Source organism: Variovorax sp. LjRoot175, from assembly GCF_964253805.1.
GTDB lineage: Bacteria > Pseudomonadota > Gammaproteobacteria > Burkholderiales > Burkholderiaceae_C > Variovorax.
This window is the reverse complement of record NZ_CAXURY020000001.1, coordinates 5,171,030-5,183,025: the sequence shown is the minus strand read 5'-3', so window position 1 is coordinate 5,183,025 and position 11,996 is coordinate 5,171,030. Positions and strand designations below refer to the sequence as shown.

The 11,996-nt window shown below is 63.1% G+C and carries 12 protein-coding genes; 9 read left to right on the top strand and 3 right to left on the bottom strand.

Features of this window, described 5'->3' with window-relative positions; all coding sequences use genetic code 11:
• Positions 1-223 precede the first annotated feature (223 nt).
• The 5 genes from ACSQ89_RS25700 to ACSQ89_RS25680 are packed head-to-tail and all read left to right on the top strand — an operon-like array spanning position 224 to position 4,645.
• Positions 224-1,402 carry an aminotransferase class V-fold PLP-dependent enzyme gene (locus ACSQ89_RS25700; protein ID WP_436295261.1) on the top strand — a complete coding sequence of 393 codons (1,179 nt, stop codon included), beginning with the start codon at positions 224-226 and terminating at the stop codon, positions 1,400-1,402.
• Positions 1,403-1,439: 37 nt separating this feature from the next.
• Positions 1,440-2,339 carry a transporter substrate-binding domain-containing protein gene (locus ACSQ89_RS25695; protein ID WP_436295262.1) on the top strand — a complete coding sequence of 300 codons (900 nt, stop codon included), beginning with the start codon at positions 1,440-1,442 and terminating at the stop codon, positions 2,337-2,339.
• A 30-nt stretch (positions 2,340-2,369) separates the two neighbouring features.
• Positions 2,370-3,137 (top strand): amino acid ABC transporter permease, encoded by a 768-nt coding sequence (locus ACSQ89_RS25690; RefSeq protein WP_436295263.1) that lies wholly within the window; start codon positions 2,370-2,372, stop codon positions 3,135-3,137.
• The gene (locus ACSQ89_RS25685; protein ID WP_436295264.1) at positions 3,134-3,826 is read left to right on the top strand and encodes an amino acid ABC transporter permease; all 693 of its coding nucleotides are present in this window, start codon (positions 3,134-3,136) and stop codon (positions 3,824-3,826) included. The genes ACSQ89_RS25690 and ACSQ89_RS25685 overlap by 4 nt, the downstream gene beginning before the upstream one ends.
• An 18-nt stretch (positions 3,827-3,844) precedes the next feature.
• Positions 3,845-4,645 (top strand): IclR family transcriptional regulator, encoded by an 801-nt coding sequence (locus ACSQ89_RS25680; protein WP_436295265.1) that lies wholly within the window; start codon positions 3,845-3,847, stop codon positions 4,643-4,645.
• 295 nt (positions 4,646-4,940) lie between these two features.
• Here the strand turns inward: ACSQ89_RS25680 and ACSQ89_RS25675 are convergent, their stop codons facing one another.
• Entirely contained in the window at positions 4,941-5,561 is a 621-nt protein-coding gene (locus ACSQ89_RS25675; RefSeq protein WP_436296632.1) for a helix-turn-helix domain-containing protein, read from the bottom strand.
• Between the two features lie 668 nt (positions 5,562-6,229).
• Here ACSQ89_RS25675 and ACSQ89_RS25670 point away from each other — a divergent pair.
• Positions 6,230-6,484, top strand: coding sequence for a helix-turn-helix domain-containing protein (locus ACSQ89_RS25670; RefSeq protein WP_436295266.1), 255 nt, complete (start codon positions 6,230-6,232; stop codon positions 6,482-6,484).
• Positions 6,485-6,584: 100 nt separating this feature from the next.
• Here the strand turns inward: ACSQ89_RS25670 and ACSQ89_RS25665 are convergent, their stop codons facing one another.
• The gene (locus tag ACSQ89_RS25665) at positions 6,585-7,325 is read right to left on the bottom strand and encodes a hypothetical protein (RefSeq protein ID WP_436295267.1); all 741 of its coding nucleotides are present in this window, start codon (positions 7,323-7,325) and stop codon (positions 6,585-6,587) included.
• A gap of 134 nt (positions 7,326-7,459) precedes the next feature.
• On the opposite strand from ACSQ89_RS25665, the gene ACSQ89_RS25660 reads away from it, so the two are divergent.
• Together ACSQ89_RS25660 and ACSQ89_RS25655 are read left to right on the top strand one after the other, a co-directional pair.
• Positions 7,460-8,095, top strand: coding sequence for an FABP family protein (locus tag ACSQ89_RS25660; protein ID WP_436295268.1), 636 nt, complete (start codon positions 7,460-7,462; stop codon positions 8,093-8,095).
• 34 nt (positions 8,096-8,129) lie between these two features.
• Positions 8,130-9,416: a lytic murein transglycosylase gene (locus ACSQ89_RS25655; RefSeq protein WP_436295269.1), complete on the top strand. Its 1,287-nt coding sequence runs from the start codon at positions 8,130-8,132 to the stop codon at positions 9,414-9,416.
• On the opposite strand, the gene ACSQ89_RS25650 is transcribed toward ACSQ89_RS25655, so the two are convergent.
• Complete coding sequence (locus tag ACSQ89_RS25650) at positions 9,413-9,880, bottom strand: SET domain-containing protein (RefSeq protein ID WP_436295270.1); 468 nt, start codon at positions 9,878-9,880, stop codon at positions 9,413-9,415. The genes ACSQ89_RS25655 and ACSQ89_RS25650 overlap by 4 nt on opposite strands.
• 204 nt (positions 9,881-10,084) lie before the next feature.
• On the opposite strand from ACSQ89_RS25650, the gene ACSQ89_RS25645 reads away from it, so the two are divergent.
• Entirely contained in the window at positions 10,085-11,995 is a 1,911-nt protein-coding gene (locus ACSQ89_RS25645) for a galactose oxidase-like domain-containing protein (protein WP_436295271.1), read from the top strand.
• Position 11,996: the final 1 nt, after the last annotated feature.

Genomic DNA, 11,996 nt, shown 5'->3' with positions numbered 1-11,996 from the left:
CGGCGACTAAATTCCGTCTCAGAATTCGGACGCAAGTTCTGGAGCGGCCTGCAGGTGCTTTTCCTCGTAAGCCCGGACTTCGACCTGGCCGAATATTGAGACGTGGTGGCTCAATGGCGCTCCTAGGATGGGGCCATCGCATCAATCGACGTTACACGGTGATCACGCGTTCCGTGCACCAGTCGCCCCGTTTCGGGGCACCGATTGATGAACCGAGGAAACCATGTCAGCCACTCTCGAACTCGACTCCATCCGCCAGGAGTTTCCCGTCACCAAGCGGATGCTCTACCTGGACTCCGCGCACCAGACGCCGATGGCGACTTGCGTCCGCCAGGCGCTCGCGGAATTTCTCGCCGAAGGCAACGAAATGGCCGGACCGAAGCCGGTATGGATGCGCCGCGTGGAGCGCGCTCGTGAGGACGTTGCTGCGCTGCTCAACGCGTCGCCCGGCGAGATCGCCTTCACCAAGAACACGTCTGAAGGACTGAACATCGCCGCCAATGCCGTTCCGCTCGCGAGCGGGGATACGGTCCTCATGCTCGAAGGCGACCATCCGAACAACGCCTATGCCTGGCTCAACCTCAAGCGCAAGGGCGTGGAGGTACGCTTCGTGAAGGTGGCAGACGATGAAATCGCGACGGCGGAAACCTTCGAGCGCTTCATCGACGCCACGACCAAGGTGATCTCGCTGTCTCACGTGACCTTCCATGCTGGCCAGCGGCACGATATCGCCAGCATCGGACGCCTGTGCGCGCAAAAGGGCATCTTCCTGGTTGTCGACGTGATGCAGTCGGTCGGCGTGGTTCCGGTCGACGTCAAGAAACTGGGCGTTTCTGTGCTTGCCGCCGGCTGCCACAAGGGTTTGCTGGTACCCCAGGGCCTGGGCATCCTCTACGTGAAGGCCGGCCTCGATGAGCTTCAACCGGCGTACCTGGCAATGAGCAGCCTGGCGAATCCCCCCGAAGACTACATAGCGCGGCCTGACGATCTTGCACCGCGCAAGGATGCGGGTCGCTTCGAGTTCGGCAACTACAACCTTCCGGATCTGCATGCCCTGTCGAGCTCGATCGGTCTCATTCAGAAGACCGGCGTCGAGCGAATCGAAGAGCATGTGCTCGCGCTCGGTGATCGGCTGATCGCCCAACTCGAAAAGCTCGACGTGCGCCTCGTTGGACCGCGCGCTCGTGCCAGCCGTGCGCACATCTACGTGATGGATCTGCCGGTTGCCGAGTGGCACGACTACTTCACGCAAAACCAGGTTCGCGTGTCGCCCGAGCGAGGCGGTGTTCGCATCTCCTTCGGCATGTTCAACACCGCCGAGGACGTTGACCAGGTTGTGTCGCTGATCGAGCAGCGCTTGAACCGAACCAGTCATCCGACCGCTGCAATACAGGTCGACTGAGCGCCATCCATTTCCATTGCCCGCAGGAGAATCTTTCATGAACTTGAAGTCGTCCTTTCTCACCATCGCAGCGGCGTGTCTGTTGGCTGCGAGCATGCCCACCTTCGCCCAGGCGGGCGGCGATACGCTGCAGAAGATCAAGGAAACTGGAGCGATCACGCTCGGCTACCGCGAGTCGTCCGTGCCCTTCTCATTCCTGGACAGCCAGCAGAAACCCGTTGGCATCTCGATGGACCTGTGCGCGGCCATCGTGGACAAGGTGAAGCAGCAGCTGAACCTGCCCAAGCTCGAAGTCAAGTACGTGGCGGTCAACTCGTCGAATCGCATCCCGCTGGTCGCGAACGGCACTGTCGACGTCGAGTGCGGTGGCACCGCGAACAATGCGGCGCGGCAGAAGCAGGTCGGCTTTTCCGTTGCGACCTTCGTCAGCCAGCCGCTTTGGCTGGTGCGCGTGGACTCCGGCGTGAAGAAGCCCACGGACCTCAAGGGCAAGACCGTCGTGGTCACGCAGGGCTCCAACGCCGTTGGCTTCGTGCGCAAGTTCAACGAAGGGCAGAAGATGGAGCTGGTGACGATCGCGGCCAAGGATCACGGCGAATCGATGCTCACGCTCGACAGCAACCGTGCTGTAGCCTGGCTCGAAGACGACATCCTGCTGGCGGGCGAGAAGGCCAACTCGCGCAACTCGGCATCGTTTGCCCTCGTGCCGGGCGGCTTCGACAACATCTACTACGGCTTGATGCTGCGCAAGGACGATCCAGCGTTCAAAGCCCTGGTCGACGGCGTGCTCGGCAACCTCATGAAGAGCGGCGAGTACGACAAGCTCTACAAGAAGTGGTTCGAGTCGCCGATTCCGCCGCGCAACGTGAGTCTTTCCTTTCCGATGACGGAAAAGCTGAAGGAGCGAGTCAAGGCGCCCAGCGACAGGATCGACTGAAGAACCATCTGCAACTGACCGGAGCTCGGCGTGTTCGAAGTCCTTTTCGAAACAGTCCAGGACGGAGAGGAGCTGTATCTCACCTGGCTGCTCAATGGTTTGGCTTGGACGGTGGCTCTGGCGCTGGCAGGCTGGTGTTTTGCCTTCGTCTTGGGGGTGCTGGTCGGATGCTGTCGGACATCCCCCAACCGGGGCATAGCGCTGGCCGCGCGGCTCTATGTGGAGGTTTTCCGCAATATTCCAATCATCGTCCAGATGTTCCTTTGGTATTTCGTACTGCCGGAACTGCTACCAGCCGATCTCGGCAGTGCGATGAAGAAGATGCCGCCCCCCTGGGGTGCGTTCGTTCCGGCCCTCATCGCGCTTTCGCTCTACACCGGAGCGCGCGTGGCCGAGCAAGTCAAAGCGGGTATCGAGGCGTTGCCCTACGGCCAGCGTTCAGCAGCCAGGGCACTCGGCATGAGCGAGCTAAGGGTGTATCGCACCATCCTGCTTCCGCAGGCGCTGCGAATCATCATGCCGACGCTGACCAGCGAGGTGATGGGCATCTTCAAGAACACGTCCGTAGCTCTAACCATCGGGCTTCTCGAACTCACCGCCCAAGCCCGACAAATTAACGAGTTCACCTTCAAGACGTTCCAAGCCTTTGGCGCGGCGACCCTTCTCTATCTGCTGCTCGCTCTCTTCGTCTACACAATCATGCATGGCTTGGAACGGCGCCTTCGCACGCCTGGCTCGGAACTCACGATCGCGCGGCGCCGCTTCTTCTTGTTGAGGAAGGAGCCTGCAAAGCCATGAATCACTTCGATTTCTCCGTGATTGCGCAGGCCTACCCGTTCCTGCTCAAAGGATTGGTGTTCTCGCTGGAGCTTACCGCGGTCGGCTTCGTCGGAGGGTTGGTACTCGGTATCGGCTTGGCTCTTGTGCGGCACCTTGAAGTTCCGGTGGCATCGCAACTGGCAAGCGCGTACGTCACGCTGATTCGCTCAGTGCCGCTGATCATGGTGCTCTTCTGGTTCTTCTTCCTCATGCCGCTCGTGCTGATGTGGATGACAGGAGCTTCAAGGCCGGTGCAGATCGGACCTGTGTGGACGGCCTTCGTGACCTTCACATTGTTCGAGGCCGCCTACTACGCCGAGATCATCCGCGCCGGGTTCAAGTCGATAGCAAAGGGGCAGTATGGCGCTTGCAGAGCGTTGGGAATGTCCACCTGGCAGAGCTATCGGCTGATCATCCTCCCGCAGGTCCTGCGGGTTGTCAGTCCGATCCTGCTCACGCAGACGATCATCCTGTTTCAGGACACGTCGCTGGTCTACGTGCTTTCCGTGACCGATCTCTTGGGTGCAGCGTCGAAGATCGCCCAACGTGATGGGCGCCTCGTCGAGATGTACCTGGCGGTCGCCGTGATTTACATGGTGCTTTGCTCGATCACGTCGCAACTCGTTGCCGTACTGAAGAATCGCTATGCAGTTCCAGGACGGCGCTAGAGTCCCAATAATCCGGTCATGAGCACATCGACCAGGAAGGCCAGGAAGACTTCGACAGCCGTCGCAGGAACGCCCGTCGAACGACTGTTCGCGGTCCTCAACCTGGCGGCCAAGATGGGCATGATCTCCGCAGCCGATATCGTCTACCTCCTCGATCTGCCCAGGCCTACGGCTCACCGGATGATTGCCTCGCTGGAGGAACTGCAGTTTCTTCAGAAGATGCCGGTCAAGGGCAAGTACGCCGTCGCGCCCAAGCTGGTCGGATTGGCGACCTCGATCCTGAGCTCCACGATTGTCTACGCGCCCATCCAGGCGCTGTTGACCGCCGTTGCACAAAAGACCGGAGAGACTTGTGGGCTGGCACTGATGTCCTTCGGCGAGGTCGAGTACATCGCAAGCGTCATGGGCCAGTCGCCGCTCACGCTGCAGTTCCAGGCTGGGCAAAAGGCGCCGCTGCACTGCACGTCCAGCGGTCAGGTCTTTCTTGCAGCGTTGCCGCCGGATGAACTCGCAAAGTTCATGGCCTCCGGCCCCTGGGAGCCGCTGACGCCCAAGACCGTCACCGAACCGAAGGGGCTTCTCGAGCGCCTCCGAAAGGTGAAGAACCAAGGTTATGCGGCCAACGAGTCCGAGTACATCGTGGGCGTCGTCGGTGCCGCAGTACCCATACAGGGCACAGATGGCCAGGTTGTGGCGGCGCTCACGATTTCTGCGCCGAAGAGCCGACGCACGCTCGAGGAAGTCGTCGCGATGGTACCTACGTTGACGACCTACGCAGATCGGATCAGGAGGGCGATCCAACCTAGACTGACGCAATGAACCAAGCCCAAATACTGGCGTCCATGGTGCAGCTCGGCGACAACGACTCCGCCACTCAAGCCGGACATCGCCCTGGCGTTCTTGTCCGAGTACCTCGAGCGGATGCACCTGACGATGAATCAGGCGGACTACGAAGGCCTTCTGTACACCGGCGCTTTGGTGTGGAAGCTCAAGCAGAGATGAAATAAGGACTAGAAGCCGGGGGTCAATGGAGTTGCCGGCTGCGCCCGCCCTGCGCGGATACGGGTCGCTTGCGCCAACGCGTGGGTGGTTCCTCGCCCTCGTCCTGTTCCTCTCACTCCCGCATCGTGTACACGATGACCAGGTAGCTGACCGGGACCTCCTGGACTTGCTCGATGCCATGCAACGCGCTCGCTTCGAACAGAAGGGAGTCCCCGGGTTTCAAGTCCATCGCCTTGGTGCCATACCGGTAGCGCACCCTGCCCGAAGTCAGGTGGAGGAACTTCATTCCCGGGTGCTGGAAGCCGACATAGGGCTTGGCATCAGGCAACAGCCGCACAAGATAGGGCTCCACGAACAGATTGCCCGACAGCAGGTGCCCCAGCAGCTCATACCGGTAGTGCTCCACCGCGCCGATGCGATCCACAACGATGCCATGGCCGGCGCGCACGAGCGACAGATCCGACCTGCTGCGCTGATCTGAGAAGAAGCGCGACAGCGAGACATCCAGGCCCTCGGCGATTCGGCTGAGCGTCTCCACCGAAGGGGACACCAACCCGCGCTCGACGCGCGAGAGCAGCGAGCTCGAGACTCCGCACTGCGCGGCAAGCTCGCCGCCCGTTTTGCCTGCCGCAATGCGAAGCGCCTTGATCTGCTCTCCAAGTCGCGATAGCGGTTCGCTTTTCGCGGGTGCGACCCGAGCACGCGGACGCAACAGGCTGGCAGGAAGCCTCAGCTTTTCGGCCGTCGGGAAGGGTGACGCCTGTGCTCTAAACACAGGCGCCACCATAAGAAGCTTCAGGTCCTTTTGGGCTTCGGCACCGCATGCGCCCAAGGACGTCAAGTGTTTCAATCGACGGCGAGACAAAGCCGCACTCGATGCGATACGGCATCGACCGGGAGACCACTGTCGCGATGGCCAGAGTCCCTTCGGAGATATGGGGGGCCAGGCGCAGCGCTCGAATGTGCAGCCCGACGCTAGCCGGCGTAGCGCTGCGCCTTGGCCGAGACTCTGTTCTGGCACTCGGAGGCAGCCACACCGCAGGCTTGCGAGCCGTGCGGAGAGGAGACGGGGACGATCGTTTCCTCACAGGGCCAACCCTTCTGCCGGCACGAAGCTTGGAAACCTTTGCGCTGTTCACCATAGGCTGCCGATGCAGCGTCAGACTATTGAGCGCTTCTCGCCGGATGCCCGCAGGAATCCGGCACCGGGGCGCATTGCCTGCCCGCCCCCGTTTCGCCATCGTTTATCTCTGGGCGCGATCGCCCACATGAGAGAACTGCCTTTTCCATGTGCACTCCTTGTGGCAGTGAGGACAGCCTCAAGCCCGCCTGAAAGAGGCAAAGTTTACATCAAATAGTCGGCTTACGACTATTCCGTAAAGGACTTAACGATCGGGAGGTATGCCCGTCTCCCTCTATCAAGCCGAGTACCAAGCTTTGCGCAAGCTTATGCGCAGCATCCGGATGAAGGCGGGACTTACCCAGGCGCAGATGGCCGAGGCTTTGGGTGTGGGTCAGTCTTACGTGTCGAAACTTGAGCGAGGTGAGAATTTCGTCGACGTTCTGCTGTACGCGAGGTGGTGTGCCGCCTGCGGCGTAAGAGCGGGCGCCAATCTGGACAAGTTGTTGGCGACCTTAGATAGACACCTCTGTTGACCTGCGACGATCTAATCCTTTGGTTCTGGCCGGGGCGAATATCAAGTGGGGTGAGAACTGAATCGAGGCAGGAATATGCAGGCAACAACTAGATAGGATCTCAGCGGTCTCGGCGCCACCGGCCCGAATCCGCACACACACTGGCCCGTGCGCCGTTCAGCCAGACTTGCTCTTCATCCAGTTGCAACGAGGTCGAAGCGTCGATGTCGAAGTCGATCCGAAGTGCGCGCGCGACATCGGCATTCTCGATGGGAAGCTCCCAGGTCAGGAATACCTGGGTGCAATCCTGGTCGGATGAGAAGTCGGCCACATGGAAGCCGCCGCTGCGGCGCTTGATGACGGCGTGCGGCTGGCCGGTATCGAATATCACAGCCGTACCCCTGGCAAGCGGGATTCGATGACCTGTAGCGGGGAAATGCAAGTCCAGACCCCGGTCCTCGCTCAGGAAGAGATTGCAGAAGGCCGCACCGCCATAGTGTTCGCCGTCATGATGGTACTTGGCGCCGCGGCAGGCCATGAGGGCTACGTCACAGGAGGCAAGCACCTCAGGCAGGCCGAGCGTGCGCGTCCAATCGGACACCGCCTTCACGCAGTGCCTGTAGTCCGGCCAGCGCGCACGCGCTCGCGCCAGAGGCAATGCCTCGACGTCTCCGGATTCCAGGCCCAAGCGCAACGATGTCTCCCTTTCCCAATCTGCCATCAGCCTTGCGGAGGGCGCAGGCACGTCGACCGTGCCAGACAGCACCACATCACTCACGCTTCGACTGCGGATGGCATCGCCACTCCAGAAATAGGAAGCAAGAAGGTCTCGCACGCGATGCGGTTGAGGGGGGTGGCTCATCCGACCAGTGTAGTAATCGGCGATGGATCGCCCATCGCAAGCAGCCGTGCTGCGGTTGGCGCTGTTGTGGCAGGATGCGGCCAGAACCAGGCGATCGAACTCGCCGACTGCAACTCAACTTCCCGGCCCATCCCATGTCCACGTTTCCGGACGACATCTACACCGAGCCTTCCAACCTGGATGGAAGAACCCTCTCCAACCTCGGTCCGCTGCGCAGGATGGCGGGCCTGTGGCAGGGCGAGAAGGGCGTGGACGTCAAGCCCAAGGCGCAGGGACCGAAGACGCAGGTCTATGTAGAGCACTACGAATTGCAGCCGATCGATCCCCAGACCAACGGCCCGCAAGTGCTGTATGGCCTGCGCTATCACACCTACATCCACAAGCCGGGCCTGACCAAGATGTATCACGATCAGGTCGGCTACTGGTTGTGGGAACCTGCCACCGGCACCGTCATGCACACACTGGCGATTCCGCGAGGCCAGGTAGCGATGGCGAGCGGCCAAGTGAAGGCGGACGCAGATCGCTTTGAACTCGTCGCTACGCGCGGGAGCCTCGTGAACGGCATCGTGTCCAACGCGTTCATCGAGCATGCTTTCACCACGCTGGAGTGGCGTATCGAGGTCGCGTTCAATGCCGATGGCACCTGGTCGTACAACCAAGATACCGTCATGCAGATCCAAGGACTTGCTGAACCCTTTCATCACACCGACCGCAACACACTCACGAAGATCGGTGAGCCGGCTCCCAATCCGTTGGCAATGCAGGATTGAGCGTCGACGCCAGGATCGGTGGCGAACAGTCAGAATGCACCAAGCCCATTGCCCGTCGCTGCATTTCCCCCGGCTTGCCCTGATGGCGCTCGCGGTCGCTCTGCTGGGCGGCTGCGCTTCCGCGCCAGCTTCAGCGCCATCGCAGCCATCAACAGTGCTCCCGACGCCCATGCCCGCGGCCGTGGACGACGCAGAGCTCCGCAAGCGGTTCGCACAGTGGGTCGCGGACTTCCGCGCGACCGCGCGCGCAGGAGGCATCGGCGAGGCCACGCTGCGCAGCGCATTCGACAATGTCCAGTACCTGCCGCGCGTCATCGAACTGGATCGTGTGCAGCCCGAACTCACGCGCACGGTCTGGGACTATCTTGATAGAACCGTGACCGCCCAGCGTGTTGCGGCGGGCCAGGACAAGCTCCTGCAGGTTCGCAACGAAGCCGAAGCGGCGGCCTCGCGCTACGGCGTCCCGCCCAGCATCGTGGTCGCCATCTGGGGCATGGAGAGCAACTACGGCAGCAATTACGGCAGTACCCCGACCATCGACGCGCTGGCGACGCTGGGTTTCGAGGGGCGTCGCGCGGACTGGGCGCGCGCTGAGTTGCTCGCGGCGCTGAAGATCGTCGACAACGGCGACATCGATCGCGAACACCTGGTCGGCTCCTGGGCTGGTGCCATGGGCCAGACCCAGTTCCTGCCGTCGAACTTCCTGGCCTACGCGGTGGATGCCGATGGCGATGGCCGGCGTGACATCTGGGGCAGCATGGCGGACGTGATGGCCTCGACCGCCAACTTCCTGTTGCGCGCGGGCTGGCAGGCGGACAAGCCTTGGGGCGTCGAGGTCCGGTTGCCGACTGGCTTCGACTACGGTCGGGCCGACACAGCCGTGCGCCAGTCCACGGCCCAATGGGCCGGCGAGGGGCTGCGAAGCGCGGACGGTCAGCCACTGCCGGAGTTTGCGGACGGCACGATCCTGCTGCCCGCAGGCGCCCGCGGGCCGGCCTTCCTGGTCGGATCGAACTTCCGAGCCATCTTGCGCTACAACAACTCGACCAGCTATGCGCTCGCGGTCGGCCTTCTTGCGCAACGCCTGACTGGCGGCCCCGACGTGCAGTCCCCTTGGCCGCGGGATCTGGCCGCTCTCACGCGCAGCCAACTGATCGAGCTCCAGAGCGCGCTCAATCAGCGTGGCTTTGCCAGCGGAGCGCCCGACGGCGTGATGGGCCCCGCCACCCGTGACGGCCTGCGCCGCTATCAACGCAGTGTCGGCTTGCCCGCGGACGGCTATCCAAGCGCAGAGTTGCTTCAGCGCCTGCAACAGCGCTAGCCGAGGTCTGCGAGCATCGTGCCGCGGCAATTGGGAGACCCGCAACGGCAGGGATAGTCCGAGGCCGGCGAGCCGTCGTCCGCTGTCAGGCAATAGTCGATGAACAGTTCGTCCCCCGCGTTCACGGGAGCGATCGTCTGGAACTTCAGCAACAACTGGCCTGCGTCGTCGTACTCCTCGACCGCTTCGCAGTTCGGGTCGCAGGCGTGATTCAGGTGGCGAGTGCCATTGCCTCCCTTGGCGCCATCGATGGTTTCCCGGTTGGACAAGGTGAACAGGTAAGTGAGCTGGTCATCCCAAACCCTCGAGGCGATCTCCTGCTGTGAGTAGCGCCGGCCTTCGTAGATACCCAGCAATGCGAAAGCGGGCAACGCGCGCGTCGCGAAGGCGCCGAGGCCGTGGACTTCGCTGGGCCCCACCCTGAGGCAGGGGGTCGAGGAATGGTGTTTGCGAAGCTTTGCCATGTGAGTCGGATTTGTAGACGGAGCCCGAACTTGCCGAAGGCCGTATCGGGTAGTTGAACAGGTTCTTTCTGAAGCCGCTCCAGATCGGCGGTTTCATCCGAACAGCTGGGCCACGGCGCCATTTTTGAATACTTTAGTATTGTTTATTGCGCACGCAAGGACTAAGCTGGCACCCGTCGGATGAAGATCAAAAAAGGAGGAACGATGACCAGCGTTCCATCGGCGCGCGCCTTGCGCGGCCTTGCTTATGTGTCCCTGGTGTTCCTGGCTTGGTGCGGCGGTGACGACGGAGGCGGCGGCAGAGCGCAGGGCGCCAACGCGGCGCTCGCGGACGTGTCCGCATCGAGCAACAGGCCGGCGCCGGGCGGAGAGCCTGCGATCCTGACCAGTCCGCCCCCCGGCACCAAGTTCGCCAGCCGCAGCGCGACCTTCGTCTGGACCAACACCGGCGCCAACCAGTACGGCTTCGCGATCCAGTCGACCTCCTCGGCGACACCGGTGGTCGACACCGTGACCAGCGCGACCACGCTGACGGTGACGAACCTGCCCACGGACGGCGCGGGACTCGTGGTCCGGCTGCGTTCCCGATTCAAGGGAAAGTGGCTGCCATCCAACGAGTACAGCTTCACGGCAGCCGGATACACCGCGGCGCAGTCCACCGCTGCCGTCAAGCCCTGGTCCGATCCGATCGCGCTGCCGCTCGTGCCCGCCTCGGCCGCCAACCTGCCGGACGGCAAGCTGCTGCTGTGGGCGGCCCGCTCGCCCACCAGCTTCAGCTCGAGCAGCAACGAGGCCTACACCTACACCTCGGTGTTCGACCCCGCCACGCGATCGTCGAGCCCCCTCACGGTCACGGCCACGGGCCACCAGATGTTCTGCCCCGGCCTCAGCATGCTGGCCGACGGCAGCGTGCTGGTCACCGGCGGCAGCGATGCGGTGAAGACCTCGATCTACGACCCGGCGCTGGGCGGCTGGGTGACGGGTGCGCAACTCGGGATCGCACGTGCCTACCAATCCAGCACGACGATGTCCGACGGCTCCGTATTCACGGTCGGCGGTTCGTGGAACGGCGGGCTGGGCGGCAAGTATGGCGAGGTGTGGTCGGCCAGCACCAGGACTTGGCGCACGCTGTCCGGCGTACCGGCCAACATGCCGGACGCGAGCAATGTCTCCAACCCGCCGCTGGCCGGCCCGGACGAGGCCGGGGTCTACCGAGGCGACAACCACATGTGGCTGTTCGGCGCCGCCGGCGGCTGGGTGTTCCACGCCGGTCCCGCCGCCGCGATGCACTGGATCGACACGCTCGGCAGCGGTGCCATCCTGCAGGCCGGCCCGCGCAGCGACGACCCGTACGCCATGACCGCCAGCGCCGTGATGTACGACATCGGCAAGATCCTCAAGCTCGGCGGCGCGCCGAACCACGACAGCGGCAACGCCTTCAAGACCGCCTACATCATCGACATCAATGCCGGCGCGCCGAACCCACCCACGGTGCGCAAGGTCTCGCCCATGGCCTATGGCCGCACCTTCGTCAACAGCGTGGTGCTGCCCAACGGCGAGGTGCTTGCGATCGGCGGCCAGACGCAGCCCGTGACCTTCTCCGACTCCTTCAGCGTGCTGGCTACCGAGCTGTGGAGCCCGGTGCTCGAGAGCTTCATCACCCTGCCGCCGATGCAGAGACCGCGCAACTACCACAGCGTGGCGTTGCTGCTGCTGGACGGACGCGTGCTGGCGGGCGGCGGCGGGCTGTGCGCCTGCCCTGCCGACCACCCGGACGCGGAGATCTACACGCCACCCTACCTGCTGGCGCCCGACGGAACGCCGGCACCCCGCCCGGCCATCACGGCCGCGCCGGCCACCGCCACATGGGGCAGCCAGATCGCCGTGGCCACCGACCGCGCGGCGGCCAGCTTTGCACTGGTGCGCATGGCGTCGGCCACTCACTCGGTCAACACCGACCAGCGTCGCATCCCGCTCTCCTTCACGGGCACGGCAGGCAACTACCAGCTGGGCATTCCGGCCGATCGCGGCGTGGTGCTGCCGGGCAACTACATGCTGTTCGCGCTGGACGGCAGCGGCGTGCCCAGCGTGGCGCGCACCATCAACATCCGCTAGT

Bases quoted from the DNA above. Each gene is read 5' to 3' on its own strand.
- ACSQ89_RS25645 (WP_436295271.1), top strand. From the start codon at position 10,085: ATGACCAGCGTTCCATCGGCGCGCGCCTTGCGCGGCCTTGCTTATGTG.
- ACSQ89_RS25650 (WP_436295270.1), bottom strand. From the start codon at position 9,880: ATGGCAAAGCTTCGCAAACACCATTCCTCGACCCCCTGCCTCAGGGTG.
- ACSQ89_RS25665 (WP_436295267.1), bottom strand. From the start codon at position 7,325: ATGAGCCACCCCCCTCAACCGCATCGCGTGCGAGACCTTCTTGCTTCC.
- ACSQ89_RS25700 (WP_436295261.1), top strand. From the start codon at position 224: ATGTCAGCCACTCTCGAACTCGACTCCATCCGCCAGGAGTTTCCCGTC.
- ACSQ89_RS25685 (WP_436295264.1), top strand. From the start codon at position 3,134: ATGAATCACTTCGATTTCTCCGTGATTGCGCAGGCCTACCCGTTCCTG.
- ACSQ89_RS25660 (WP_436295268.1), top strand. From the start codon at position 7,460: ATGTCCACGTTTCCGGACGACATCTACACCGAGCCTTCCAACCTGGAT.
- ACSQ89_RS25680 (WP_436295265.1), top strand. From the start codon at position 3,845: ATGAGCACATCGACCAGGAAGGCCAGGAAGACTTCGACAGCCGTCGCA.
- ACSQ89_RS25670 (WP_436295266.1), top strand. From the start codon at position 6,230: ATGCCCGTCTCCCTCTATCAAGCCGAGTACCAAGCTTTGCGCAAGCTT.
- ACSQ89_RS25655 (WP_436295269.1), top strand. From the start codon at position 8,130: ATGCACCAAGCCCATTGCCCGTCGCTGCATTTCCCCCGGCTTGCCCTG.
- ACSQ89_RS25695 (WP_436295262.1), top strand. From the start codon at position 1,440: ATGAACTTGAAGTCGTCCTTTCTCACCATCGCAGCGGCGTGTCTGTTG.